Origin of the sequence: Micromonospora sp. D93, from assembly GCF_018070365.1 — a bacterium.
GTDB lineage: Bacteria > Actinomycetota > Actinomycetes > Mycobacteriales > Micromonosporaceae > Micromonospora > Micromonospora ureilytica.
Map to the genome: position 1 here is coordinate 41,347 of NZ_JAGPXW010000024.1, position 25,135 is coordinate 66,481.

At 71.0% G+C, this 25,135-nt stretch carries 20 protein-coding genes and 2 tRNA genes; 18 read left to right on the plus strand and 4 right to left on the minus strand.

All coding sequences use genetic code 11. From position 1 onward, the window contains the following. The first annotated feature begins 69 nt into the window (after positions 1-69). From KBX71_RS23870 to KBX71_RS23935, 14 genes are all read left to right on the plus strand, one after another. The gene (locus KBX71_RS23870; RefSeq protein ID WP_210820139.1) at positions 70-1,122 is read left to right on the plus strand and encodes a substrate-binding domain-containing protein; all 1,053 of its coding nucleotides are present in this window, start codon (positions 70-72) and stop codon (positions 1,120-1,122) included. A 54-nt stretch (positions 1,123-1,176) separates the two neighbouring features. Further along, positions 1,177-2,352 carry a Gfo/Idh/MocA family protein gene (locus KBX71_RS23875; protein ID WP_374102635.1) on the plus strand — a complete coding sequence of 392 codons (1,176 nt, stop codon included), beginning with the start codon at positions 1,177-1,179 and terminating at the stop codon, positions 2,350-2,352. Between the two features lie 543 nt (positions 2,353-2,895). After that, entirely contained in the window at positions 2,896-4,062 is a 1,167-nt protein-coding gene (locus tag KBX71_RS23880; RefSeq protein ID WP_210820141.1) for an inositol-3-phosphate synthase, read from the plus strand. Next, complete coding sequence (locus tag KBX71_RS23885) at positions 4,046-4,900, plus strand: SCO3242 family prenyltransferase (RefSeq protein ID WP_210820142.1); 855 nt, start codon at positions 4,046-4,048, stop codon at positions 4,898-4,900. Before KBX71_RS23880 ends, KBX71_RS23885 begins: the two co-directional genes overlap by 17 nt. Continuing rightward, positions 4,897-5,850, plus strand: coding sequence for a sugar phosphate isomerase/epimerase (locus KBX71_RS23890; RefSeq protein WP_210820143.1), 954 nt, complete (start codon positions 4,897-4,899; stop codon positions 5,848-5,850). Before KBX71_RS23885 ends, KBX71_RS23890 begins: the two co-directional genes overlap by 4 nt. A gap of 55 nt (positions 5,851-5,905) precedes the next feature. Continuing rightward, positions 5,906-6,514, plus strand: coding sequence for an EboA domain-containing protein (locus KBX71_RS23895; RefSeq protein ID WP_210820144.1), 609 nt, complete (start codon positions 5,906-5,908; stop codon positions 6,512-6,514). After that, positions 6,515-7,372, plus strand: a complete 858-nt coding sequence (locus tag KBX71_RS23900) for a TatD family hydrolase (protein WP_124818589.1) — start codon at positions 6,515-6,517, stop codon at positions 7,370-7,372. Then, positions 7,372-8,571: a metabolite traffic protein EboE gene (gene eboE, locus KBX71_RS23905; protein ID WP_210820145.1), complete on the plus strand. Its 1,200-nt coding sequence runs from the start codon at positions 7,372-7,374 to the stop codon at positions 8,569-8,571. Before KBX71_RS23900 ends, eboE begins: the two co-directional genes overlap by 1 nt. Then, positions 8,568-9,983 carry an alkaline phosphatase family protein gene (locus tag KBX71_RS23910; RefSeq protein WP_210820146.1) on the plus strand — a complete coding sequence of 472 codons (1,416 nt, stop codon included), beginning with the start codon at positions 8,568-8,570 and terminating at the stop codon, positions 9,981-9,983. The genes eboE and KBX71_RS23910 overlap by 4 nt, the downstream gene beginning before the upstream one ends. Beyond that, positions 9,980-11,047: a polyprenyl synthetase family protein gene (locus tag KBX71_RS23915; RefSeq protein ID WP_210820147.1), complete on the plus strand. Its 1,068-nt coding sequence runs from the start codon at positions 9,980-9,982 to the stop codon at positions 11,045-11,047. The genes KBX71_RS23910 and KBX71_RS23915 overlap by 4 nt, the downstream gene beginning before the upstream one ends. A 217-nt stretch (positions 11,048-11,264) precedes the next feature. After that, positions 11,265-14,120: a PQQ-dependent sugar dehydrogenase gene (locus KBX71_RS23920; protein WP_210820148.1), complete on the plus strand. Its 2,856-nt coding sequence runs from the start codon at positions 11,265-11,267 to the stop codon at positions 14,118-14,120. A 75-nt stretch (positions 14,121-14,195) separates the two neighbouring features. Continuing rightward, positions 14,196-16,298 (plus strand): ThuA domain-containing protein, encoded by a 2,103-nt coding sequence (locus tag KBX71_RS23925; protein WP_210820149.1) that lies wholly within the window; start codon positions 14,196-14,198, stop codon positions 16,296-16,298. A gap of 194 nt (positions 16,299-16,492) precedes the next feature. Beyond that, positions 16,493-16,993, plus strand: coding sequence for a sensor histidine kinase (locus KBX71_RS23930; protein WP_210820150.1), 501 nt, complete (start codon positions 16,493-16,495; stop codon positions 16,991-16,993). 214 nt (positions 16,994-17,207) lie between these two features. Continuing rightward, entirely contained in the window at positions 17,208-18,215 is a 1,008-nt protein-coding gene (locus KBX71_RS23935; RefSeq protein ID WP_124818600.1) for a sugar phosphate isomerase/epimerase, read from the plus strand. A gap of 64 nt (positions 18,216-18,279) precedes the next feature. On the opposite strand, the gene KBX71_RS23940 is transcribed toward KBX71_RS23935, so the two are convergent. Next, entirely contained in the window at positions 18,280-18,684 is a 405-nt protein-coding gene (locus tag KBX71_RS23940) for a hypothetical protein (RefSeq protein WP_124818602.1), read from the minus strand. A 262-nt stretch (positions 18,685-18,946) separates the two neighbouring features. On the opposite strand from KBX71_RS23940, the gene KBX71_RS23945 reads away from it, so the two are divergent. The 4 genes from KBX71_RS23945 to KBX71_RS23960 all read left to right on the plus strand — a co-directional run bounded on the left by KBX71_RS23945 (position 18,947) and on the right by KBX71_RS23960 (position 22,670). Further along, positions 18,947-19,019: transfer RNA gene (locus KBX71_RS23945), tRNA-Asn, on the plus strand. A 107-nt stretch (positions 19,020-19,126) separates the two neighbouring features. Continuing rightward, on the plus strand, positions 19,127-21,244 hold the full coding sequence (locus tag KBX71_RS23950) for an MMPL family transporter (RefSeq protein WP_210820151.1): 2,118 nt from the start codon (positions 19,127-19,129) through the stop codon (positions 21,242-21,244). After that, a complete protein-coding gene (locus tag KBX71_RS23955) occupies positions 21,234-22,472 on the plus strand; it encodes an FAD-dependent oxidoreductase (RefSeq protein ID WP_210820152.1) in 1,239 nt (412 codons plus the stop codon). The genes KBX71_RS23950 and KBX71_RS23955 overlap by 11 nt, the downstream gene beginning before the upstream one ends. A gap of 121 nt (positions 22,473-22,593) precedes the next feature. Continuing rightward, a tRNA-Ile gene (locus KBX71_RS23960) sits at positions 22,594-22,670 on the plus strand. A 50-nt stretch (positions 22,671-22,720) separates the two neighbouring features. Here the strand turns inward: KBX71_RS23960 and KBX71_RS23965 are convergent. The 3 genes from KBX71_RS23965 to KBX71_RS23975 all read right to left on the minus strand — a co-directional run bounded on the left by KBX71_RS23965 (position 22,721) and on the right by KBX71_RS23975 (position 25,009). After that, on the minus strand, positions 22,721-22,927 hold the full coding sequence (locus KBX71_RS23965) for a DUF2795 domain-containing protein (RefSeq protein WP_210820153.1): 207 nt from the start codon (positions 22,925-22,927) through the stop codon (positions 22,721-22,723). A gap of 71 nt (positions 22,928-22,998) precedes the next feature. Further along, positions 22,999-23,343, minus strand: coding sequence for a hypothetical protein (locus tag KBX71_RS23970; protein WP_210820154.1), 345 nt, complete (start codon positions 23,341-23,343; stop codon positions 22,999-23,001). 478 nt (positions 23,344-23,821) lie between these two features. Continuing rightward, entirely contained in the window at positions 23,822-25,009 is a 1,188-nt protein-coding gene (locus tag KBX71_RS23975; RefSeq protein ID WP_210820155.1) for a helix-turn-helix domain-containing protein, read from the minus strand. Positions 25,010-25,135 lie beyond the last annotated feature (126 nt).

Sequence of the window (25,135 nt, forward strand, 5' to 3'; positions counted from 1 at the left end):
AGACATGTCGACGCTGGCCGGGCCTCGCACACCCTCAATAAGTCAAATCCCGCTCCCAGGAGGTCATTAATGACCCAGCACAGTCGCGACCTGTCGCGCCGCCGGTTGCTCTTCGGTGGAGCCGCAGTGGGCGCTGCCACCCTCCTCACCGCCTGCACCAGCAACGACACCCCGGCCGCCAGCACCCAGACCAAGGCCGCCGGAGACAGCGAAGGCAACAACGCCCCGGGCAAGAAGGTCGTCATCGGCTTCTCCGCCCCGGCCGCCGACCACGGCTGGATGGGCGCGATCCACGCGAACGCCAAGGCCCAGGCCGCGGCCTACTCGGACGTGGAGTTCAAGGAGGTCGACGGTGGGTCGAACTCCGAAGCCCAGCGCTCCACGCTCGGCACGCTGATCGCCCAGAAGCCGGACATCATCGTCGTGCTGCCGCACGACGGCAAGGAGGTCAACGCCGTTGCCCTCCAGGCGATGCAGGCGGGCATCCCGATCGTGAACCTCGACCGGGCGTTCCCCGACGCGCTGGCCTCGCGGCTGGTCATCAAGGGCGACAACTACGGCATGGGCGTCTCGGCCGGGCACTACATCGGCAAGATGCTCAAGGACAAGGGCGTCGCCAACCCGATCATCGGTGAGATCGCCGGTCTGGAGATCCCGCTGACCGTCGAGCGCAGCGAAGGCTTCAAGGCCGCCCTGGCGACCTACGGCTTCAAGGTGAACAACCGCCGCTCGGCGGAGTTCACCTCGGACAGCGGCCAGCGCGAGGCGTCCCAGCTGCTCCAGGCGCTGCCGAAGATCGACGCCATCTGGAACCACGACGACGACCAGGGCATCGGTGTGCTCGCGGCCATCAAGCAGGCCAACCGGTCGGAGTTCTTCATGGTCGGCGGCGCTGGCTCCAAGCTCGCGATCGACGCGATCAAGGCCGACAACACCGTGCTCAAGGCCACTGTCACCTACAACCCGTCGATGGCCTCCTCGGCCGTCTCGCTCGCGCGGCTCGTCGCGCAGGGTCGGGGCCTGGGCGACCTGACGGAGCTGCAGGTGCCGAAGGAAGTGACCCTGGCCTCGGAGACGATCACCAAGGAGAACGCGAGCAGCTACGACAAGCTCGGGTTCTGACATACCGGGGGGAGACCCACCTTGTCCACGACAGACAAAGAACTGCGGGTCGGCATGGTCGGCTACGCGTTCATGGGCGCCGCGCACTCACAGGCGTGGCGCACCGTGAACCGCGTGTTCGACCTGCCGGCGCGGGCCCGGATGGCGTTGATCTGCGGCCGAGACACAGCGAAGGTGGCTGACGCCGCCGACACACTCGGCTGGGACGCGTACACCACCGACTGGCGTGACCTGATCAACCGGGACGACATCGACGTCGTCGACATCTGCACCCCGGGCGACAGTCACGCCGAGATCGCTCTCGCCGCGTTGGCCGCAGGCAAGCACGTTCTGTGCGAAAAGCCGTTGGCCAACTCGGTGGAGGAGGCACGGGCGATGACCGCTGCGGCGGATGTCGCCCGGGCCGCCGGAGTGCGGTCGATGTGCGGGTTCAACTACCGCCGGGTCCCCGCGGTCACGATGATGCGCCAGTTGGTCGCCGACGGACGGCTCGGGGTGATTCGACACGTCCGTGCGACGTACCTGCAGGACTGGATCGTGGACCCGCAGTTCCCGCTGGTCTGGCGGTTGCAGAAGGACAGGGCGGGCTCCGGCGCGCTCGGTGACATCGGTGCGCACATCATCGACCTGACCCAGTTCGTCACGGGTCAGCGGATCAGCGGCGTCAGCGCGGTCACCGAGACCTTCGTCAAGGAGCGGCCGTTGCCGGCCGAGTCGAGCGGTCTGGCGGCCACGGTGGACGGCCACACGGCACCCACCGGGCCGGTCACCGTCGACGACGCCGCGGTCTTCGTGGCCCGGCTCGACGGTGGCGCCCTGGCCACGTACGAGGCGAGCCGGTTCGCGACAGGCCGTAAGAACGCGCTGCGTGTCGAGATCAACGGCTCGTTGGGCAGTGTGGTCTTCGACCTGGAGCGACTCAACGAGCTGGAGTTCTACGACGCGACCCGCCCGGCCGTGGAGCAGGGCTTCACTCGCATCCTGGTGACCGAGGGCGAGCACCCGTACATGTCGGCGTGGTGGCCCCCGGGCCACATCATCGGCTACGAGCACTCGTTCACGCACGAGATGCGCGACTTCATCGAGGCGGTCGCCACCGGCGTGGACCCGACTCCCTCCTTCGCCGACGCGTTGCAGGTCCAGCTGGTGCTGGACGCGGTGGCCCGCTCGGCGGAGCTCGGCTCCTCGTGGGCCGAGGTGGAACCGACGCTGACCGCGGCGGCTGTCTGACCATTGACCATCCGCGATGGCGGTGTTCGCGCCGTCATCGCCCGACCGGCTTTCCGAAGCCGACCGGCGAGGGACCAGCCACGGATTGCGCCCCGTGGCCGGGACAGAGGTCGGAATCGGAGAGCGTGCAGCCGGGCCGTACGGCCCGGTGGCGCACGAGCAGGACGGTCGTCCGGTGCGACCGGACCGGGATTCCCCGGCCGCACCGGAGGACCGCCACCGCCGGTGAGATCCGGCGGCCTGAGACGTCCGGCCGGGGCGTGCCAACGCCCCGACCGGTCGGATGCGGGGGAGGCAGGGTCGAGACGCCGACCCGACCCTGCCTACCAGCCCCGTCTGCTCGCACCTGCCGGGATCCGGTCCGGTGTCGTCGCCGCCGACGCCGACGTCGGAAGCCGGTGCTGTTCCGGTGTGGGCGGGCGGACGGGGCCATCCAGCCGGCCCGAAAGTTTTCCGAAACCGGGCCGTATCTTTCCGAAACATATTCTGATATTCCTATATTTGGCGGTACCGACGGTTCCTCGTGATTGGGGAAGGAGCACCATGCGAACAGGTGTCTGGCTGGTAGGAGCGCGCGGTTCCGTCGCGACCACCAGCATCGTCGGGGGGCTCGCGCTGCGGGCCGGCCTGGCCGGGCCGACCGGCTGCGTCACCGAGCTTCCCGAGCTGCGTGGCCCAGCCCTTCCGGCCTTCGCCGATCTGGTCTTCGGCGGGCACGACCTGGCCACCACCCCCCTGTGCAAGCGCGCCGAGGCCCTCGCTGACGCCGGTGTCATCCCCTGGCGGCTGGTCGCCGCGCTCCGCGACGAGCTGGGCGTTGTCGACCAGGAGCTGCGCCCCGCGCCGGTCGGCGAGACCCAGGCCGAGCGGGCCGCCGCCGTGGTCCGCGACCTGACCAGCTTCCGCGAGCGGCACGAGCTGGACCGGGTGGTGGTGGTCAACGTCTCCGCCACCGAGCCGGCCCCCCTGCCGCACCCCGGGCACGCCGACCCGGCCGCGCTGCGCGCCGCCCTCGACGGGCCGGACGAGGTGCTGCCGGTCAGCTCCCTCTACGCGTACGCGGCGGTGCTCGCCGGCTGCCCGTACGTCGACTTCACCCCGTCCACCGGGCTGCGGCTGCCGGCGTTGGCCGCGCTGGCCGAGGAGGCCCGACTGCCGTACGCCGGGCACGACGGCAAGACCGGGGAGACCCTGGTCAAGTCGGTGCTCGCGCCGATGTTCGCGATGCGCAACCTGGACGTGCGCTCCTGGTCCGGGGTCAACCTGCTCGGTGGTGGCGACGGCGCGACCCTCGCCGACCCGGCCGCGAACGCGGCGAAGGTGCAGAGCAAGCAGCGCGTGCTCGGCGAGACGTTGGGCTACGTTCCGCAGGGCGGCACCCGCATCGAGTACGTCGAGGACCTGGGCGACTTCAAGACCGCCTGGGATCTGATCACCTTCAGCGGTTTCCTCGGCACCGGCATGCGGATGGAGTTCACCTGGCACGGCTGCGACTCCGCGCTGGCGGCGCCGCTGGTGCTGGACCTGGCCCGACTCACCGCCGCCGCGCACGCCGCCGGGCAGGTGGGGCCGCTCGCCGACCTGGGCTTCTTCTTCAAGGATCCGCTGGGCTCGCCCACCCACTCGCTGGGCGAGCAGTGGGCCCGGCTGACCGCCTTCACGCGGCACCTGCACGACGGCGAGGACAGTGCCCATGACAACGTTGGCTGATCTCGCCGAGTTGGTCCGGGCACCGGCGGCTCTCTCGGTGCCCGGTGACGTGATCGCCGGAGCCGCGGCGGCCGGCGCGTTGAGCCCGCGTACCCCTGCCCTGGCCGGCGCGTCGGTGCTGCTCTACTGGGCCGGTATGGCCGCCAACGACTGGGCCGACCGACGCCTGGACGCCGAGGAACGGCCCGAGCGGCCGATTCCGAGCGGGCGCGTCTCCCCGGCCGCCGCTGTCGGTCTCGCGGCGGGCCTCACGGCCGCCGGCGTGGGCCTGGCCGCCGCCGTGGGCGGTCGCCGCGCCGCCGCGCTCGCCGTGCCGCTGGCCGCCACCATCTGGGGGTACGACCTGCTGGCCAAGAACACCGCCGCCGGCCCGGCCGTGATGGCGGCCTGCCGGGGGCTGGACGTGCTACTCGGCGCGTCCGGCGGCCGGATGACCCGGGCGTTGCCGGCGGCGGCGACCGTCGCCGCGCACACCTGGACGGTCACCGCGCTGTCCCGTCGGGAGGTCACCGGCGCAGACGCCACCCTGCCGATGCGTACCCTCGCGGGCACCGCGTTGGTCGCCGCCAGCGCCGCCGTCGCCGCGCCTCGGCGGGTTGGGGTGCTGCCCGCCGTGCTGGCCGGCTGGTACGCCGCCCGGTACGGCGCCGCCCAGGCCGAGGTGGTCCGGGACCCGTCGGCCGGACGGGTCCGCGCGGCCGTCGGCGCCGGGATCACCGGGTTGCCGGCCCTCCAGGGGGCGCTGACCGCGCGGGGTGGAGCAGGTCTGCTCGGGGTGGCCGTCGCGGCGGCCGCGCCGCTGGGTCGACGGCTGGCCCGGAAGGTCTCTCCGACATGAGCGTCCCCGAGCCCCGGCCCGGCGCGTCGGCCGCCGACGCCACGACGCTGCGACTCGGCTACGGCACGAACGGCTTCGCCAACCACCGGCTCAACGACGCGCTCGCCGTCATCGCCGATCTCGGCTACGACGGGGTGGCGCTTACCCTGGACCACGACCACCTGGACCCGTTCGCGCCCGGGCTCACCCGCCGGGTCGCGGCTGTCGGTCGACGGTTGGAGTCGCTGGGCCTGGCGGTGGTCATCGAGACCGGGGCCCGCTACCTGCTCGACCCGTGGCAGAAGCACGCCCCCACGTTGCTGCACGACGACCCGACCCGGCGCATCGAGTTCCTGCGCCGGGCCGTGCGGATCGGCGCCGACCTGGGCGCGGAGGCGGTGTCGTTCTGGGCCGGTGTCCGACCCGAGACGGTGTCACAGCAGTGCGCGTGGGACCGGCTGGTGGCCGGCTGCGCCACAGTGGTCGACGCGGCCGACACCGCCGGCGTCACAGTCGGCTTCGAACCGGAACCGGGCATGTTGGTGCAGGACATCGCCGACTGGCGTCGGCTGCACGCCGCGCTCGACAACCCGGCCCGCTTCGGCATCACCCTCGACATCGGCCACTGCCGGTGCCTGGAGCCCTGGCCGGTGCCGCAGTGCGTCGCCGAGGTGGCCGACCACCTGGTCAACGTGCAGATCGACGACATGCGCCGGGGCGTGCACGAGCACCTGGAGTTCGGTGTCGGCGAGATCGACTTTCCGCCGGTGCTGGCCACGCTGGCGGCGGCCGGCTACCGGGGGCTGGTCGCTGTGGAGTTGCCCCGCGACTCGCACGCCGCGCCCGCCGTGGCCGCCAGGTCCATCGAGTTCCTGCGTGCCGCCGCGGCCACCGACAGCCACCCCGCCCACACCCTTTGCTCTGCACCCGCCGAGGCGACACCCGCCGAAGAGGCCCCGGTGCATATGTAGGTGCAGAGCAAAGGCTGGCGGGGCATCGGGGAGCAGCACAAGGGGAGGAGACGGGATGACACCGGATTCACTACGGGCCGCGCTGGGAGGCGTACCCGATCCCGATTGGCTGGACACGGCGCTGCGCCGGGTCACGGCCGAGCCCACCGCTATCGCCCGGCTCTTTCCCGCCGTCGGCCGACGCTGCGGGCGGGCCGCGCTGCCCGACGCCCCCGGCTGGACCGCCGACGACGCGGCCCGGGTGCTGCTGCTCACCAGCCTGCCCGGCGACCACGCGGCGTACGCCGAGCGCCTCTACGAGCACGGTGACGCGGCCGAGCGACGAGCCGTGCTGCGGGCCCTGCCGCTGCTGCCGATCGACGCCGAGGCGGTTCCGTTGCTGCACGACGCGATCCGGACCAACGACACCCGGCTGGTCGCCGCCGCGCTCGGCCCGTACGCGCGGCACCTCGACCCGGCCGCCTGGCGTCAGGCGGTGCTCAAGTGCGTGTTCAGCGGCGTCCCCCTGGCCAACGTGGCCGACCTGGACACCCGGGCCGACGGGGAACTGGCCGCGATGCTGGCCGCGCTGGCCGCCGAACGGCACGCCGCCGGCCGGGAGTTGCCCGCCGACGCCACCGACCTGCTCGACCGGCTCACCGCCGCACTGCCCCGGGAGGCGTGAATGCGCATCTTCGACCCCCACATCCACATGACCTCACGCACCACCGACGACTACGAACGGATGGCCGCCGCCGGGGTACGCGCTGTGGTGGAGCCGGCGTTCTGGCTGGGTCAGCCACGCACAAGCGCCGCCTCGTTCACCGACTACTTCGACTCGCTGATCGGCTGGGAACCGTTCCGGGCCGGGCAGTTCGGGGTGCGCCACTTCGCCACCATCGCGCTGAACCCGAAGGAGGCCAACGACCCGCGCTGCCGTCCGGTCCTCGACCTGCTGCCCCGCTACCTGGACAAGGACGCGGTGGTGGCGGTCGGCGAGATCGGGTACGACTCGATGACGCCCGAGGAGGACGAGGCGTTCGCTGCCCAACTCGCCCTCGCTGTGGCGTACGAGCTGCCGGCGCTGGTGCACACCCCGCACCGGGACAAGGCGCGCGGCTGCGAACGGACCCTCGCCGTGGTCGCCGAGTCCGGCATCGACGCGGGTCGGGTGGTGGTCGACCACCTCAACGAGGTGACAGTGAAGCTGGTCCGCGACAGCGGCTGCTGGCTGGGCTTCTCCATCTACCCGGACACCAAGATGACGCCGCAGCGGATGGTGGAGCTGCTGCGGGAGTACGGCACGGAACGGATGCTGGTCAACTCGGCAGCCGACTGGGGACGCTCCGACCCGCTGCTGACCCGGGCCACCGGCGAGGCGATGCTCGCGGCCGGCTTCAGCGACGACGACGTCGACAAGGTGCTGTGGCGAAACCCGGTGGAGTTCTACGGGCAGTCGGGGCGGCTCGACCTCAGCGACCTGGACGTCGCCGCCGCCGTGGACCCGCAGACCGGCAACTCGATCCTGCGCGGCGGCAGCTGATGCGGCTGCGACATGCCGGCGGCGAGACCGTCCACCTCGGCTACTGCACCAACGTGCACCCCGCCGAGGACCTCGCCGGCATCCTCGGTCAACTGGACACCTACGCGGTGCCGGTCCGTGAGGCGCTCGGCAGCGACCTGCTCGGGCTCGGCCTGTGGCTGGCCGCCCCGGTCGCCGCCGAGCTGGCCGCCGACCCGACGCTCCGCCGCCGGTTGCGCACCGAGCTGGACGCACGCGGGCTGGAGGTGGTCACCCTCAACGGCTTCCCGTACGCGGCCTTCCAGGCGCCGGTGGTCAAGCAGGACGTGTACCACCCGGACTGGACCACCGAGCAGCGCCTGACGTACACGCTGAACCTGGCCCGGGTGCTCGCCGACCTGCTGCCCGACGACGCCGCCCGGGGTTCGATCTCCACCCTGCCGCTGGCCTGGCGGCAACCGTGGGACACCGACCGGGCCGATGCGGCCCGACGCCGGCTGGACCAGCTGGCCGCCGGCCTGGCCACGGTGCAGCGGGACACCGGCCGTGAGGTGCGAGTCGCCTTCGAGCCGGAGCCCGGCTGTGTCGTGGAGAGCACCGGCCAGGCGGCCGAGCTGCTGTCCGGGATGGACACCGACCGGCTGGGCATCTGCCTTGACCTGGCCCACCTGGCCTGCGCCTGGGAGGAGCCGGCCGAGGCGCTGGAACGACTGCGGACGGCCGGGCTGCCCGTGGTGAAGGTGCAGGTGTCGGCCGCCGTCGAGGCCGCCGACCCGGAGGGTGGGGCCGAGGCGTTGCGCCGCTGGGTGGAGCCCCGCTTCCTGCACCAGACCCGGGGCGCCGGTTGCGCCGGTCTGGCCGACCCGGCCGACCCGACGTACGCGGCCGACGACCTGGACGAGGCACTGGACAAGGAGCTACCCGGCCCGTGGCGGGTGCACTACCACGTGCCCCTGCACGCCCCACCCGAGGAACCGCTCGGCTCGACCCTGCCGGTCCTCCGCGCGGCCCTGAGAGCGCTCTTCGACGACCCGACCGCGGGCTGCGACCACCTCGACGTCGAGACGTACACCTGGGGGGTGCTGCCGGCCGCACGACGGCCCGGCACCGCCGCGGAGCTGGCCGCCGGCATCGCCGCGGAGCTGGCCTTCGCCCGAGACGAACTGGTCGGCCTCGGCCTGACCACCGAGCGAACCGTGAGCATGGGGGTGACGCGATGAGCAGGCGACTGGTGGTCCTCGACGTGGTGGGGTTGACACCACGACTACTGGCGCACATGCCTCGACTGCGGGGTGTCGCCGACGGCGGCTTCCGGGCCGAGCTGGGCACCGTGCTGCCCGCCGTGACCTGCTCGGTGCAGTCCACCTTCCTCACCGGCGAGCAGCCCAGCGGGCACGGCATCGTCGGCAACGGGTGGTATTTCCGGGACCTGGGCGAGGTGTTGCTGTGGCGGCAGCACAACGCGCTGGTCGGAGGGGACAAGCTGTGGCAGGCCGCCCGTCGGGCCGAGCCCGGCTACACAGTCGCCAACGTCTGCTGGTGGTACGCCATGGGCGCGGACGTCAACTGGACGGTGACGCCCCGCCCGGTCTACTACGCCGACGGGCGCAAGGAGCCGGACTGCTACACCGACCCGCCGGAGCTGCACGACGCGCTCACCGGGCGGCTGGGCACGTTCCCGCTCTTCACCTACTGGGGGCCGACGGCCGGGCTGCCGTCGTCGCGGTGGATCTGCCAGGCGGCCGAGCAGATCCTCGCCGACGTGTCACCCGACCTGACGCTCGTCTACGTGCCGCACCTGGACTACGACCTGCAACGCTTCGGTCCCTCGTCGGCCCAGGCCGCCGCGGCGGCAGCGGAGCTGGACACGGTGCTCGGCCCGCTCCTGGACGCCGCCCGGGCCAGGGACGCCACTGTGGTGGTGCTGTCGGAGTACGGCATCACCGACGTGTCCCGGCCGGTGGACGTCAACCGGTTGCTGCGCGCCGAGGGCCTGTTGCACGTGCACACCCAGGCGGGCATGGAGTATCTCGACCCGTGGACGTCGAAGGCGTTCGCGGTCGCCGACCACCAGATCGCGCACGTCTACGTGAAGGATCCGGCCGACGTGCCTGCGGTGGCGAAGCTCTGCGCCGGCCTGCCCGGGGTGGCCGAGGTGCTGGACGCCGAGGGCAAGGCCGCACACGGCCTGGACCATCCGCGCGCCGGTGAGCTGGTGCTGGTGGCCGAACCGGACGCCTGGTTCACCTACTACTACTGGCTGGACGACGCCCAGGCACCGGACTTCGCCCGGCTGGTGGAAATCCACCGCAAGCCGGGGTACGACCCGGCGGAGCTGTTCTTCGACCCGGCCAACCCCGGTGCCGCGAAGGCCCGCGCCGGGGTGGCGCTGGCCCGCAAGAAGCTCGGCATGCGGTACCTGATGAGCGCGGTCGGCCTGGACGCCGGCGCGCAGGCGGTGCGCGGCTCGCACGGGCGGCTGCCGGACGACCCGGCGGACGGCCCGGTGCTGCTCTGCTCCGACCCGACCGCGGCCCGGGACAAGATCGCGGCCACCGAGGTCAAGGCGTTGCTGCTGGAGCTGGCCGGGCTGAGCCCCGGCGGTGCGGGCGGGTCGGGGGAGGGCTCATGACTGTCACTGTCGCGCCCACCGACGCCAGCGAACTGCGGGCGCGCTTCGACGCGGAGCTGGCCGGGTTTCTCAGCCGGCAGGGCCCGGACTGGCCGGATGGCGCGCCGCGCGGCGTGTTCACCGCGCTCCAACGGTTCGTGCTGGCCGGTGGCAAGCGGTTACGACCGCTCTTCTGCTACTGGGGCTGGCGCGGCGCGGGGGCCGCGGACGGCACCCCGATCGTGGTGGCCGCGGCGGCCCTGGAGCTGTTCCACGCGTTCGCGTTGATCCACGACGACATCCTGGACGGCAGCGACCGCCGTCGGGGTGAGCCGTCGGTGCACCGGCTCTTCGCCGACCTGCACGCCCGCTCGTCGTGGCGCGGTGACCCCGAGGCGTACGGCCGCAACACCGCGCTGCTCTGCGGGGACCTCTGCGCGGCCTGGTCGGATCAGATGTTCCACGAGTGCGGGCTGAGCACCGAGGAGGTGCACCGGGGGTACAGCGTGTTCGCGCTGATGCGGACCGAGGTGATCGCGGGGGAGTACCTGGACCTGGTCTCGGGCGTGGGTGACGGCTCGGTGGCCAGCGCGCTCACCGTGATCCGGATGAAGGCCGCCAGGTACACGGTCACCCGCCCGTTGCAGATCGGCGCGGCCCTGGCCGGCGCGGAGCCCGAGCTGATCGCCGCGCTGGGCGAGTTCGGTGACCCGCTTGGTGACGCGTTCCAGCTCCGCGACGACGTCCTTGGCGTGTTCGGCGACCCGGCGGTCACCGGGAAATCGGTCCTGGACGACCTGCGTGAGGGCAAGCCCACTGTCATGATGGCGCTGGCCCGCAGCGCCGCCGACCGGCCGCAGACCATCCGGCTGCGGGAGCTGTTCGGCAACCCGGCGTTGGACGCCGAGGGCGCGGCGGAGCTGCGCGACATCATCGAGGCGACCGGCGCCCGGGAGCGGATCGAGCAGATGATCCGGGTCCGGACCGAGGCCGCGCTCTCCGCCCTGCAGAGCGCGATGGTGGCCGACGAGGCCCGCGTGGCCCTGGTCGCGCTGGCCGGGCAGGCGATCGACCGACGCGCCTGACCGGCGACTTTCGATCAAATCGACAAAAGTTGATGCTGAATCGCCGGAAGGTATGGACACATCGACACGTGCGACTTAGTGTCGTGACCAACACGAACATGTTTCGTCGAGGTGAACCGGCGGCGCGGTAACCCATCGACCCCCCTCACCGCTACGGCATCCGGCGCGACGGCGCGCGCCCGGCCTGGCAGTCATTCGTCAGGAAGGGACAGCACAGATGTCCATGAAGGACGCTCCCAGACAACGGTCCCGACGATGGTTCTCCGCCGGATCAGCGCTGCTGCTGGCGGTCGCCGCCGGCACTGTCACATTCGCCGCCGGCTCGGCCCCCGCGCAGGCGCACACGATCGTCGCCAGCGACTTCCAGCAGGTCGAGCTGGCCCGCGGCGTGACCGACATGGGTGAGCCGATGTCACTGGCGGTGCTGCCGGACCGCTCGGTCCTGCACACGGCCCGCAACGGCACCCTGCGCCGCACCGATTCCAACGGCACCACCACCGCGATCGGCACCCTGTCGGTGTACAACCACGACGAGGAGGGGTTGCAGGGCGTCGGGGTCGACCCGGGCTTCGCCTCCAACCGGTACATCTACCTCTACTACGCCCCGCCGCTCTCCACCCCTGGCGGGGACGCGCCGGCCACCGGCAGCGACTTCTCCGCCTGGGACGGTGTCAACCGGCTCTCCCGGTTCACCCTCAACTCGGACTTCACGCTCAACCAGTCCAGCAAGGTCGACGTGCTCGACGTCCCGGCCAGCCGTGGCGTGTGCTGCCACGTCGGTGGGGACATCGACTTCGACGCCGCCGGCAACCTCTACCTGTCCACCGGCGACGACACCAACCCGTTCGAGTCGTCCGGCTACTCGCCGCTGGACGAGCGGACCAACCGCAACCCCGCGTACGACGCGCAGCGCAGCGCCGGCAACACCAACGACCTGCGCGGCAAGGTCCTGCGGATCAAGGTGAACGCCAACGGCACGTACTCCATCCCGTCGGGCAACCTGTTCGCCCCCGGCACGGCCAAGACTCGGCCGGAGATCTACGCGATGGGGTTCCGCAACCCGTTCCGGATCAGCGTGGACAAGGCCACCGGTGTGGTCTACGTCGGTGACTACGGGCCGGACGCCGGCTCCACCAGCTCCACCCGCGGGCCGTCCGGCCAGGTGGAGTTCAACCGGGTCGCCGCGCCCGGCAACTACGGCTGGCCGTACTGCACCGGCACCAACACCAGCACGGAGACGTACAACGAGTTCGACTTCGCCACCAGCGCCAGCGGCTCCAAGTACAACTGCACCGGCGGACCGACGAACAACTCGTTCCGCAACACCGGCCTGACCACCCTGCCGCCCGCCCAGCCGGCCTGGATCCGGTACGCCGGCGACGCCGGCACTCCGACCGAGTTCGGCGGCGGCTCAGAGTCGCCGATGGGCGGCCCGGTCTACCGGTACAACGCCTCGTCGACCTCCACCACCAAGTTCCCGCAGTCGTTCGACGGTCAGTTCTTCGCCACCGAGTTCGGCCGCGGCTGGATCAAGCCGATCCACGTCAACTCCGACGGCTCCCGGGGCACCATCGACACGTTCCCCTGGGTCGGCAAGCAGGTGATGGACTCGGCGTTCGGCCCGGACGGCGCGTACTACGTGCTCGACTACGGCACCGGTTACTTCAACGGTGACGCCAACTCGGCGCTCTACCGCTTCGACTACGTCGGCGGCGGCAACCGGGCGCCCACCGCGAAAGCCACCGCCAACCGCACCTCCGGGGCAGCCCCGCTCGCGGTGACCTTCTCCTCGGCCGGCTCGTCCGACCCCGAGGGCGGCACGTTGACCTACTCGTGGGCGTTCGGTGACGGGACCACCTCGACCGCCGCCAACCCGACGAAGACCTACAGCGCCAACGGCACCTACACCGCCACGCTGACCGTGCGGGACCCGCAGGGCGCCACCGGCAGCAGCAGCGTGCAGATCAGCGTCGGCAACACCGCGCCCACTGTCACGATCAACAACCCGGGCAACGGTCAGCTGTTCAGCTTCGGGGACACCGTGCCGTACAGCATCACGGTGACCGACCCGGAGGACGGCACCATCGACTGCACGAAGGTCAAGATGACCTACGTGCTCGGGCACGACCAGCACGGGCACCAGATCACCTCGAAGACCGGTTGCTCGGGCTCGATCACCATCCCGGTCGACGGCGAGCACGACGACGCGGCGAACATCTTCGCGATCTTCGACGCCGAGTACACCGACGCCGGTGGACTGACCACGCACACCCAGCACACGCTGCCGCCGCGGCACCGCCAGGCCGAGTTCTACGGCACCTCGTCGGGGATCAACGTGTTCAGCAAGACCCCGGCCGAGGGCGGCAAGACCGTCGGTGACATCAACAACGGCGACTGGATCGCGTTCCAGCCGTACCGGCTGGGCAACGTGACATCGTTCAATGCCCGGGTCTCCTCGGCGGGCGCCGGTGGCACCCTCCAGGTCCGGGCCGGCTCGGCCACCGGCACGGTGCTCGGCTCGGCCACGGTCCCCGTGACCGGCGGCTGGGAAACCTTCGCCACGGTCACCGGGACGATCACCAACCCGCCGACCGGCACGACCACGCTCTACCTGACCTTCGCCGGGTCGGGCACCGGGGCGCTCTACGACCTGGACGCCTTCTCCCTCGTCACCGGGACGCCCCCGGCCGGTGGGGCTGGGGCGATCAAGGGCCTCGGTGGCAAGTGCCTGGACGTGCGGAGCGCCGCCACCGCCGACGGCACGCAGATCCAGATCTACACCTGCAACGGCAGTACGGCGCAGACCTGGGCCGTGACGCCGAACTCGACGATCAAGTCGTTGGGCAAGTGCCTGGACGTCTCGGGTGCTGCCACCGCCGACGGCACCAAGATCCAGCTCTGGACCTGCAACGGCAGTGGCGCCCAGAACTGGGCCGCCCAGGCCGACGGCACGCTCCGCAACACGTCGTCGGGCAAGTGCCTCGACGTCTCCGGTAGCAGCTCCGCCGACAGCACGGTGGTCCACCTGTGGACCTGCACCGCCGCCGCCAACCAAAAGTGGACCCTGCCCTGAGCTGGCGGGAGGGGCCCTTCGACAACGCCTAGAGTGGTGCGAGGGGCCCCTCCTAACCGCAATTAGGAGAGCGATATGCGCAGACGCCTGCGACCCGTCCTCGGTGCGGCCATGGCCGCACTCGCCGTCATCGCCTGCACCACCCCGGCCACCCCGGCCAGCGCCGCCGACGCCCCGTACGACGTACTGGTCTTCTCCAAGACCGCCGGTTTCCGGCACGACGCGATCCCGGTCGGCATCCAGACCATCCGCGACCTGGGTGCGGCGAACAACTTCACAGTCACCGCGACCGAGGACGCCGCCGCGTTCACCACGAGCAACCTCAACCAGTACGAGGCTGTCGTCTTCCTCAACACCACAGGCGACGTGCTCAACGCCAGCCAGCAGACCGCCTTCGAGTCGTACATCGGCTCCGGCCGCGGGTACGTGGGTGTGCACGCCGCCGCCGACACCGAGTACGACTGGCCGTTCTACGGCAACCTCGTGGGGGCGTGGTTCTCCTCGCACCCCGCGATCCAGCAGGCCAACATGAAGGTGGAGGACCGGGGTCACGCGGCCACCGGGCACCTGCCGCAGACCTGGACCCGCACCGACGAGTGGTACAACTACCGCACCAACCCGCGTTCGACCGCCCACGTGCTGGCCACGCTTGACGAGTCGTCGTACTCCGGCGGCGGGATGGGCGCCGACCACCCGCTGAGCTGGTGCAAGAGCTACAGCGGTGGCCGGTCCTTCTACACCGGCGCGGGGCACACCCAGGCTTCGTACGCGGAGTCGGGGTTCCGGAACCACCTACTCGGCGGCATCCGGTACGCCTCCGGTCGGAGCAAGGCCGACTGCCGGCCCGAGACCGGCTACACCCCGCTGTTCAACGGTTCGACCGCCGGTTGGTCACAGGCCGGCCCGGGCAACTTCACCAACTCGGACGCCACCCTGACCTCGGTCGGCGGCATGGGGCTGTACTGGTACAACACGAAGCAGTTCACCAACTACTCGCTGAAGCTGGACTGGAAGCTGGCCGGTGACGACAACTCCGGCATCTTCATCGGGTTCCCACCGTCGAGTGACCCGTGGTCGGCGGTGGACAACGGCTACGAGATCCAGATCGACGCCACCGACGCGGCCGACCGCACCACCGGCGCGGTCTACACCTACAAGTCCGCCGACATCGCCGCCCGCGACGCGGCGTTGAACGCGCCGGGGGAGTGGAACACCTACGAGCTGCTGGTCGAGGGCGAGCGGCTGCAGATCTTCCTCAACGGGGCGAAGATCAACGATTTCACCAACACCGACCCGGTCCGCTCGCTGGCCGGCCACATCGGCATCCAGAACCACGGCACCGGTGACGACGCCCTCTTCCGCAACATCCGGATCAAGGAGCTGGGCACCACCCCACCGCCCACCGGCACGATCCAGGCCGAGGCGTTCAGCTCGGCCAACGGCGTCTCCGCGTTCACCAAGGAGGGCGCCAACGGTGGGCAGACCCTCGGCTACATCGAGCCGGGTGACTGGGCCGCGTACAACGGGGTCAACCTGACCGGGGTCACCTCGTTCACGGCCCGGGTCGTCTCCGGCGGGGCGGGTGGCACCATCCAGGTGCGCACCGGCTCGGCCACCGGCCCGGTGCTCGGCTCGGTCGCCGTGCCCAACACCGGCAGTTGGGCGACCTACGCCAACGTCACCACGGCGCTGTCCAACGTCCCGTCCGGCACCCAGAACCTCTACCTCACCTTCACCGGTAGCGGAACGGGGCTCTTCGACCTGGACGACTTCACCCTGGTCAAGGGCGGCGGCGGCACCGGGGTCGGCCCGATCAAGGGTCTGGCCGGCAAGTGCCTGGACGTGCGCAGCGGCGGGACCGCCGACGGCACCCAGATCCAGCTCTACACCTGCAACGGCGGCACGGCGCAGAGCTGGACGGTGTCCGGCTCGACCCTCAAGGCGCTGGGCAAGTGCCTGGACGTCTCCGGTGGTGGCACCGCCAACGGCACCAAGATCCAGCTCTGGACCTGCAACGGCAGCGGCGCGCAGAACTGGGCGGCGGCGTCCGACGGCACCCTGCGCAACCCGTCGTCGGGCAAGTGCCTGGACGTCTCCGGCAACAACTCCGCCGACAGCACCGTCGTGCACCTCTGGACCTGCCTGAACGCGGCCAACCAGAAGTGGACCCTGCCCTGACCGACTGACCCGGAGGGGCCGCGGCAAAGCGCGACGCGGTGTCTCCAACGAGCGTGATGTCTGTGAATCATCTTGATGACCCACAGACATCACGCTCGCACCGCTTCGTCGGCCGGGTCGGCGGGTGTGGCGGGTTGCGGGTGTGCGTGGACGCCGCCGACCGGCGTACAGCTGGCTGCCGTACCTTGACCTGCATGGGGTTGTTCGCGCAGTGGCGTGGGACGGTGCTGGCGCGAGGTCATCAGCTGCTCGGTGCGCTGGGCCGGGCCGAGGAGCCCGACGACCCGTCCGGGCCGACGCCCAGCCTGAACCGTCTCGACGCGTTGGTGGAGGGCTTCACCGCCGGCCAACCGGTGCGGTGGACCGTGGCCGGGCAACCCCGGCCGCTGCCCGGCCCGGTCGACGTGGTGGCGTACCGGATCATTGAGGAAGCGCTGACCAACGCCTGCCGGCACGCGCCGGGCGCTCCGGTCGGGGTCCGCCTGCGCTACGACGCCGCGGGCATCACCATCGAGGTCCGCGACGAGGGCGCCGGTCCCGCTCCGTCCGGCGGCGGCACCCAGGCCGCCGGCCGGGGTCTGCTCGGGGTACGCAGGCGCGCCGAGCGGCTCGGCGGCACGTTCTCGGCCGGCCCGCGCGCCGGTGGCGGCTTCACCGTGCGGGCTGTCCTGCCCGCCCCCGAGGAAATGGTCTGACGATCGGCCCACCGCAGGGCTTCCCCGATGGGGTGGCGCGGAAATAGGGTGGGGGTCGGCGACCGTGTTGGTGGCCGGTGACCCGGTGGGAGGCGCAACCCGCCGGGCTCAGGTGTGCTCCGCACCCACCGGTGACCGCACGAGTGCCGCGTACGTCCGGTCACCCTCGCCCCGGTCCGCACATGGAATCCCCATCACAAAGGGGAGAAGGACAATGGCGCGACCCATCACGCTCTTCACCGGCCAGTGGGCCGACCTTCCGTTCGAGGAGGTCTGCCGGCTCGCCTCCGAGTGGGGCTACGACGGTCTGGAGATCGCCTGCTGGGGCGACCACTTCGAGGTCGACAAGGCACTCGCCGACGACTCGTACGTCGAGCGCAAGCGCGAGACCCTCGCGAAGCACAACCTTGAGGTCTTCACGATCTCCAACCACCTCGTTGGTCAGGCGGTCTGCGACCACCCGATCGACGAGCGGCACCAGGACATCCTGCCCGGCCGCATCTGGGGCGACGGGGAGCCCGAGGGGGTTCGTCAGCGGGCTGCCGAGGAGATCAAGGACACGGCGCGGGCGGCGGCAAAGCTCGGAGTGAAGACCGTCGTCGGCTTCACCGGTTCGTCGATCTGGCACACCCTCGCGATGTTCCCGCCGGTGCCGCCGGCGATGATCGAGCGCGGCTACCAGGACTTCGCCGACCGGTGGAACCCCATCCTCGACGTGTTCGACGAGGTGGGGGTGCGGTTCGCGCACGAGGTGCACCCGAGTGAGATCGCGTACGACTACTGGACGACGAAGCGGACGCTGGAGGCGATCGGCAACCGGCCCGCGTTCGGGCTGAACTGGGACCCGTCGCACTTCGTGTGGCAGGAACTGGACCCGGTGAACTTCATCTTCGACTTCGCCGACCGGATCTACCACGTGGACTGCAAGGACGCGAAGGTGCGTACCGGGGATGGCCGGCGTGGCCGGCTCGCCTCGCACCTGCCCTGGGCCGACCTGCGGCGCGGGTGGGACTTCGTCTCCACGGGCCACGGCGACGTGCCCTGGGAGGACTGCTTCCGCGCGTTGAACGCGATCGGCTACACCGGCCCTATCTCGGTCGAGTGGGAGGACGCCGGGATGGACCGGCTGCTCGGCGCCCCGGAGGCGTTGGAGTTCGTCCGCCGGCTCGCCTTCGACGCACCGAGCGCTGCCTTCGACGCGGCGTTCAGCAGCAAGGACTGACCGCACCCCGGACAGACCACGGGCCGGTCGCCCTGCGGCGACCGGCCCGTGTACGTGCGATTGGTCAGAGCGTGCTGGCGTTCGTGCCCGAGCCGGACGGCTTGGTGCGGGGGTTGGTGGACGACGGCGACCCGGAGGTCGTGCCGACCGTGCTGGTGCCCGCCTTGGCGCCCACTGTGGCGGGCGTGCCGGCGAACGCGTCGTCGGCGGCGGTCAGCTCCTGCGTGCCGGTGCTGCCGTTGCCGGTGCCCAGCTTCTCGCCCAGTTTGGTCTGGCCGAGCTTGTCCTTGCCCTCGCTGTAGAGCTTGTTGGCCTGGGCCTGCGCGACCCCGGCCGCCTCCTGGACGGTCGGGTGGTCGAGCACCTTGCGGCCCCGGACCACGAGCTCTTCGTACTTTTCCCGGCCGGCACGGGCGCCCAGGACGAATCCCGCAGCCAGCCCGCCAAGAAACATGATCTTTCCGCGCATGGCGGCTCCTTCCGTACCTGACGCGCCGTCACCCCCGGCGAGTTGCCCCGTCGGAAGGCGACCTGTTCGCGCCTGCGTCCTCTGTCCGCAGCTAACTACCCATCCTGCTCTCCGCTCAAGCATGCTTGTGCCCGGATGGCGATTTACCCCTTTTGTCAATGCGACGGCGGGGCGGGAACCCACTGGACCGCCACCCCGGGATGTCCTGTACTCTTGTCCCGTCGCACGGCGTCGGGGAGATCCGAAGCCGCGCGGAGCACGATCCCCTGTAGCTCAATTGGCAGAGCAGCCGGCTGTTAACCGGCAGGTTATTGGTTCGAGTCCAATCGGGGGAGCTTTCCACGTACGCCCGTCAGCCACCGGCCGGCGGGCGTTTTCGTGTGTGTGATCCCGTTTCACCCCACCCTCGACCTGCTTGCCCGGCAGGATGGGGCGAGTGCGAATGTCCGGACGAGGCGGCAAGGCCACGCTGATCGCGGTGGCGGTCGTGCTGGCCTGGTTGGTGATCGGCGGCGTGGCCGGCCCGTACGCCGGGCGCCTCAGCGAGGTCGCCACCAACGACAACGCGGCCTTCCTGCCCACCGACGCCGAGGCGACCCGCGCCCAGGACCTCGCCGGCGAGTTCGTCGACAGGCAGACCATCCCGGCTCTGGTCGTCTACGAGCGCCCCTCCGGAATCACCGACGCGGACCGGCAACGGGTGCGCGCCGACGCCGCCCGCTTCGCCCAGATCCCCGGCGTGGTCACCCCGCTGCCCCCGCCCATCCCGAGCGACGACGGCCAGGCACTCCAGGTCGTCGTACCTGTGGACGACGCCGAGGGCGAGGAGATCGGCACTGTCGTCGAGCAACTCCGCGACATCACCGGCGGCGACCGGGACGGCCTCACCGTGGACGTCTCCGGCCCGGCCGGCCTGCTCGCCGACCTGATCGAGGTCTTCTCCGCCATCGACGGGCCACTGCTGCTTGTCACCCTGGTCGTGGTGCTCGTCATCCTGCTGATCGTCTACCGCAGCCCGGTCCTCTGGATCTTCCCGCTGCTCGCCGCCGGGATGTCGTACGCCCTCGCCTCGGTCTTCGTCTACCTGCTCGCCGACGCGGACGTGGTCAAGCTCAACGGGCAGGCCCAGGGCATCCTCACCGTGCTGGTCTTCGGCGCCGGCACCGACTACGCGTTGCTGCTGATCGCTCGCTACCGGGAGGAGCTGCACCGGCACGACCGCCCCTGGGACGCCATGAAGACCGCCTGGAGGGGCGCCGCGCCGGCCATCATCGCGTCCGGCGGCACTGTCATCGTCAGCCTGCTCTGCCTGCTGCTGTCCAGCCTCAACTCCAACCGGGCGCTCGGCCCGGTCGCCGCCATCGGCATCGCCGCGACCCTGCTGGTGATGCTCACCTTCCTGCCCGCGCTGCTGGTGCTCGGCGGACGGTGGGCGTTCTGGCCCCGACGGCCCCGCGCCGACCAGGCCGACCCGCGGGCCGAACACGGCATCTGGAGCCGTGTCGCCGGCTTCGTGGCCCGGCACGCCCGGCCGATCTGGCTGACCACCGCCGTCGTGCTGGCCCTGCTGACGCTCGGCCTCACCCAGCTCGGCGCCACCACGCTCGGCCAGTCCGACCTGTTCACCCAGCGCACCGACTCGGTCGACGGTCAGGAGGTGATCTCCCGGCACTACCCGGCCGGCACCGGCAGCCCGGCCACCATCTTCACCACCGAGCAGACCGCCCGGCAGGTCGCCCAGGTGGCGAAGGACGTGCCCGGCGTCGCCGATGTCCGCCCCCTTCCGGCCGGACCGCAGACCGGCCCACCCGAGGAGAACGCCGCCCCTAAGGTCGTCGACGGGCGGGTGCAGCTGGAAGCGACCCTGACCGACTCACCCGACAGCGACGGCGCCGAGCGGACCATCCGCGAGCTGCGGGTGGCCGTACACCAGGTGCCCGGCGCGGACGCGGTGGTCGGTGGCTTCACCGCGATCAACGTGGACACCTCGGACGCCGCGAAGCGCGACCAGAACGTCATCATCCCGGTGGTGCTTGTGGTCATCGCTGTCATCCTGGCCCTGTTGCTGCGCGCGCTGCTCGCCCCGCTGCTGCTGATCGCCACAGTGCTGCTCAGCTTCGCGGCGACCCTCGGCCTCTGCGCGCTGCTGTTCCGGCACGTCTTCGACTTCCCCGGCGTGGACTCGTCGTTCCCGCTGTTCGCGTTCGTCTTCCTGGTCGCGCTCGGCATCGACTACAACATCTTCCTGATGAGCCGGGTCCGCGAGGAATCGGTCGAGCGAGGCACCCGCGCCGGGGTGCTCGCCGGCCTCGCCGTCACCGGCGGGGTGATCACCTCCGCCGGCATCGTGCTCGCCGCGACGTTCTCCGCCCTCGCCGTCCTGCCACTCGTGGTGCTCGTCGAGTTGGGTACGGCGGTCGCGATCGGGGTACTGATCGACACCATCATCGTCCGGTCGCTGCTGGTGCCCGCACTCGCGTACGACATCGGGCCGAAGATCTGGTGGCCGGGCCGGTTGTCCCGGGCGAACGGTGAGCGGGAGGCGCGCGGTGCTGGCTGAAACCGATGTGGTCATCGTCGGCGGCGGCCTGGCCGGCCTCGCCGCCGCCCGCCGGCTGCACCGCGCCGGCGTGCCGTGGCGGCTGGTGGAGGCCGAGGGTCGGCTCGGCGGCCGGGTCGCCACCGAGGTGGTCGACGGTCACCTCATCGACCGGGGCTTCCAGGTGCTCAACACCGCCTACCCCCGGCTCGGCACGCTGCTCGACACCGACCAGCTCAACCTCGGGTACTTCACCTCCGGTGTGCTGGTCCGCAAGGGCGACAAGCTGCTGCGGCTGGTCAACCCGCTGCGCGAACCGACCGGTGGGCCCGGCACCGCGCTCGCCGGCGTCGGCTCCCTGCTCGACCGGCTACGTTTCGCCGCGCTCGCCACCGGCTGCGCCACACTGCCCGCATCCCGGTTGCTCGCCGCGCCGGAAACCAGCACCGAGACGGCGCTGCGCCGCGCCGGCCTCTCCGACGCCATCATCGAGGAGCTGCTGCGACCGTTCCTGTCCGGTGTGTTCATCGAACGGGAACTCTCCACCTCCAGCCACGTACTGGCGATGGTGCTGCGCTCCTTCGCCCGCGGCCGGATCGGCCTGCCCGCCGAAGGGATGGCCGCGCTGCCCCGGGCCATCGCCGCACCGCTGCCCGCCGACCTGCTCGACCTGGACACCCCGGTCGCGGAGGTCACCCCGGGCCGGGTCCGCACCCAGGCCGGCGACATCCGCTGCCGGGCCGTCGTGGTCGCCGTCGACCCGCCCGCCGCGTCCGCGCTGCTGCCGGCCCTGGCGACGGTACGCATGCACAGCTACACCACCTACTACCACAGCGCCCCCGAGCCGCCGCTCACCGAACCGATCCTGCTCGTCGACGGCGACCGACGCGAACTCGTCGCCAACACTGTGGTGCTCAGCAACGCCGCCCCGACGTACGCGCCGGCCGGACGGCACCTGATCGCCACCTCGGTGGTCGGTCCGAATGCCCCACCCGAGCCGACCATCCGGGCCGAGCTGACCCGGCTGTACGGCCGCTCCACCGCCGACTGGACCCACCTCACCACCGTGGCCGTTCCGCGGGCGCTACCCGCCGCACCGCCGCCGCAGGGACGGCTGCGCAAGCCGGTGGCGTTGGGGGAGGGCCTGTTCGTGGCCGGCGACCACCGGGACAGCCCATCGATCCAGGGCGCCCTCACCAGCGGCTGGCGCGCCGCCGGCGCCGTCCTGGACGAGCTGCGCGCCGGCTGACAGGCGTACCCGAGCACGCTGTTATATTCCTGTTGCCCATCGTGCTGGTGCACGCGTGGGCGCCGGCCGGCTCGATGCTGGCTGCTGACCGCCTAGCGGGATAAGATCCGGCGCGGTGTTCGGGGCGGTAGCTCAGCCGGTTAGAGCAGGGGACTCATAATCCCTCGGTCGCGGGTTCGAGTCCCGCCCGCCCCACCACGTTCGTGACCTACGGTAGAACGCTCGCCGACAAGCCGGCGAGGACCCGGTCAACTCATCTTCATCATCTTGCTGGCTGCGGCCATAAGGTCGTCCATGGAGTTGAAGTTGTCCATTGGCATCTTCTTCATCATCTCCATCTGATCATTGCTGGCACCACGCTGCATCATCTGATTCATGATCTGCTGCTTGCTCGCCGGAAAGCTCATTCCTTCGAGCATCTGCATCATCTGCTGCTGCATCATCTTCATGTCCATGACCTGCGCATACCCGAGGCAATTCGGCCCAAACTGGTCGGCTATCGCTCGCTGAGAAGTCCGCCCGCGGGTCAGGTTTGGTACAGCACCGCCCGGTAGCCCCACAACGCCGCGACGATCAGCAGCGCGATCCCCACCGCCAACGGCCACCAGCGACCACGCGGGCGGGCGAGGGCGACGACGACGGTCGCCACATAAAACACCACGACGACAGCCGTCCAGAGTGTCGCGGTGGACACCCGACCGGCGATCCGGCAGCCGGCACGCGCGGGCAGGACGGCCGCGCAGACGTCAAAGCGCGGCACGGCCAACCACCAGAAGCCCGCCGCGGCAGCCGCCGCTATGACGGTGGCCGCCGCGACCCCAAGCCACGAGAGGACGCGCACGGGCATCGTCACCTCCGCCGGCTCGTTCATAGCCGGAACGATAATCGTCGGCCTCGCCGTGGACCACAGCCAAGAGCACCCGCTGACGCCGACGCCACCCGACAACGGCAGGCGTGCTGACCGGGGAAACAGCTACCGGACCAGTCATCACCGATCTTCTATCCCGAGGCTGGTCAGGGAGGCGTGGTCCCGTGATGAATGCGAAGATCTCCGATATGAAGCCAGCCAAGAACCCGTGGTGGCAGACAGCCAAGACGCCGAAGCAGAGTTTCGTCAGGGGAGGTGTCTGGCTTCTCGTGGCCGTTGGGTGGGCGGCCGTGGCCCTCGGAGACCCCAAGCCGTGGCGTTGGGTATTTGCCGCACTGTGGGCGGTCGTCGGTGTGGGCTACCTGGTGTCAGCCGTGTTGCTGCGGCGACGGCAGCGCGCGACTCAGGATGGGGCAGGGCCAGACCCTGCGGTCCGGGCCGACTGAGCGCGATTCGCTACCGCCTGCCAGTCGCGTAAAGCTCACTGCGGGGTCAGTCGCATCGTGGCGGCTAACCGAGTCACGTCGGCCGCCGTCGGTCCGGCGCGGAACACAGCGGTCAGCGCCGCCCGGGCCACGGGGCGGATTCGTGTCTCCCAGGTGGCGATGCGGTCGGCGGCGACCAGCGCCCGGCCGGCGGAACGCACGTCGCCGAGGTCCAGATAGGCGTGGGTGATGTCGATCAGGTGGGCGGCCCGGTGTTCGGCGGGGAGCAGATGCCAGGCGTTACCGCTGGTGGCGCGTTGGTGAGTGCTCACGGCGGATTGGTGGTCACCGAACCACATCGCGATCAGGGCGTGGGCGAGGTCGACAGGTGTGGGACCGAACCCGATGCCGTCGCAGTCGTGCTGACGCTGGCCGTCGGCGAGGCGAGCCGCGCGCTCGGTGATTTCGCCTGCCGCGCTGGCGTCCCCGCTGACTGCGGCACCGAGCGCCGCTTCGATCAACAGGGTCCCCATCACGCCGGGCCGGCGGACGTGGGACGGTGCCAAATCCAACTGGCCTACGGCGTCGACGGCGGCCGTCATCGCCAGCCGGCCTCGTCGCAGGGCTCGCAGCGCCTGCGCGAGAGAGATCGCCGCGAGGCCGGTGCGCCAGGGGTCACCGGAGGCGGCGCTCATCGCCCGATCGGCGGCCAGCCAGGCGAGATCCGCCTCGCCGAGTTTGACCAGCACCTGGGCGGCGAGCCGGTACACCCGTACCAGCAAATCCGCGGTGTCTCCCGCCCGCGTGCGGCTATCGCAGAGCAGGTCGGGCAGCAGACGCAGCACCTGGGGGTGGTGGCCGTTGCGGTACGCGCTCCACGCGTACCCCGCCTGGGCATCGAGCTGAGCCAACGACGGCGCTGGCTTGCCGCCGGCGGGTAGGTCGTAGCGGGCCAGCGCCGCGCGGAGTCGTTCCACGTCGCCGCCGGTGTCGGGGAGTTGCTGGCGCGGGGCCTTGCCCGCGAGCAGGACCTCTGGGGCGACGCCGAGGGCTGCGGCGACCGTCTCGATCACCGAGAGCCGATCGAGGGTACGCACTCCTCGCTCGACCTTGTCCACCCAGCTCTTCGACTTGCGGATCCGGTCGGCGAAGACCTGCTGGCTCATGCCCCGACGTGCGCGTAGCTCTGCCATCCGCCGCCCGATTGGCGGCTCGTTGCCGTTGCGGCGGCTGGGCTGGTTCATTGCTCCCGCTCCGGCGATGGCTGGATGGCATCGGTGGACTCCCCGCAGCGCGGGCACCATCGCGACTTGACCCGGAAGGCGAGGAGCCCGCACAGGAACCCGGGCACCAGGCCGCCGAACACGATC

Coding starts and splice junctions, on each gene's coding strand:
- KBX71_RS23870 (WP_210820139.1), top strand. CDS start 70: ATGACCCAGCACAGTCGCGACCTGTCGCGCCGCCGGTTGCTCTTCGGT.
- KBX71_RS23875 (WP_374102635.1), top strand. CDS start 1,177: ATGGTCGGCTACGCGTTCATGGGCGCCGCGCACTCACAGGCGTGGCGC.
- KBX71_RS23880 (WP_210820141.1), top strand. CDS start 2,896: ATGCGAACAGGTGTCTGGCTGGTAGGAGCGCGCGGTTCCGTCGCGACC.
- KBX71_RS23885 (WP_210820142.1), top strand. CDS start 4,046: ATGACAACGTTGGCTGATCTCGCCGAGTTGGTCCGGGCACCGGCGGCT.
- KBX71_RS23890 (WP_210820143.1), top strand. CDS start 4,897: ATGAGCGTCCCCGAGCCCCGGCCCGGCGCGTCGGCCGCCGACGCCACG.
- KBX71_RS23895 (WP_210820144.1), top strand. CDS start 5,906: ATGACACCGGATTCACTACGGGCCGCGCTGGGAGGCGTACCCGATCCC.
- KBX71_RS23900 (WP_124818589.1), top strand. CDS start 6,515: ATGCGCATCTTCGACCCCCACATCCACATGACCTCACGCACCACCGAC.
- eboE (WP_210820145.1), top strand. CDS start 7,372: ATGCGGCTGCGACATGCCGGCGGCGAGACCGTCCACCTCGGCTACTGC.
- KBX71_RS23910 (WP_210820146.1), top strand. CDS start 8,568: ATGAGCAGGCGACTGGTGGTCCTCGACGTGGTGGGGTTGACACCACGA.
- KBX71_RS23915 (WP_210820147.1), top strand. CDS start 9,980: ATGACTGTCACTGTCGCGCCCACCGACGCCAGCGAACTGCGGGCGCGC.
- KBX71_RS23920 (WP_210820148.1), top strand. CDS start 11,265: ATGTCCATGAAGGACGCTCCCAGACAACGGTCCCGACGATGGTTCTCC.
- KBX71_RS23925 (WP_210820149.1), top strand. CDS start 14,196: ATGCGCAGACGCCTGCGACCCGTCCTCGGTGCGGCCATGGCCGCACTC.
- KBX71_RS23930 (WP_210820150.1), top strand. CDS start 16,493: ATGGGGTTGTTCGCGCAGTGGCGTGGGACGGTGCTGGCGCGAGGTCAT.
- KBX71_RS23935 (WP_124818600.1), top strand. CDS start 17,208: ATGGCGCGACCCATCACGCTCTTCACCGGCCAGTGGGCCGACCTTCCG.
- KBX71_RS23940 (WP_124818602.1), bottom strand. CDS start 18,684: ATGCGCGGAAAGATCATGTTTCTTGGCGGGCTGGCTGCGGGATTCGTC.
- KBX71_RS23950 (WP_210820151.1), top strand. CDS start 19,127: ATGTCCGGACGAGGCGGCAAGGCCACGCTGATCGCGGTGGCGGTCGTG.
- KBX71_RS23965 (WP_210820153.1), bottom strand. CDS start 22,927: ATGGACATGAAGATGATGCAGCAGCAGATGATGCAGATGCTCGAAGGA.
- KBX71_RS23970 (WP_210820154.1), bottom strand. CDS start 23,343: ATGAACGAGCCGGCGGAGGTGACGATGCCCGTGCGCGTCCTCTCGTGG.
- KBX71_RS23975 (WP_210820155.1), bottom strand. CDS start 25,009: ATGAACCAGCCCAGCCGCCGCAACGGCAACGAGCCGCCAATCGGGCGG.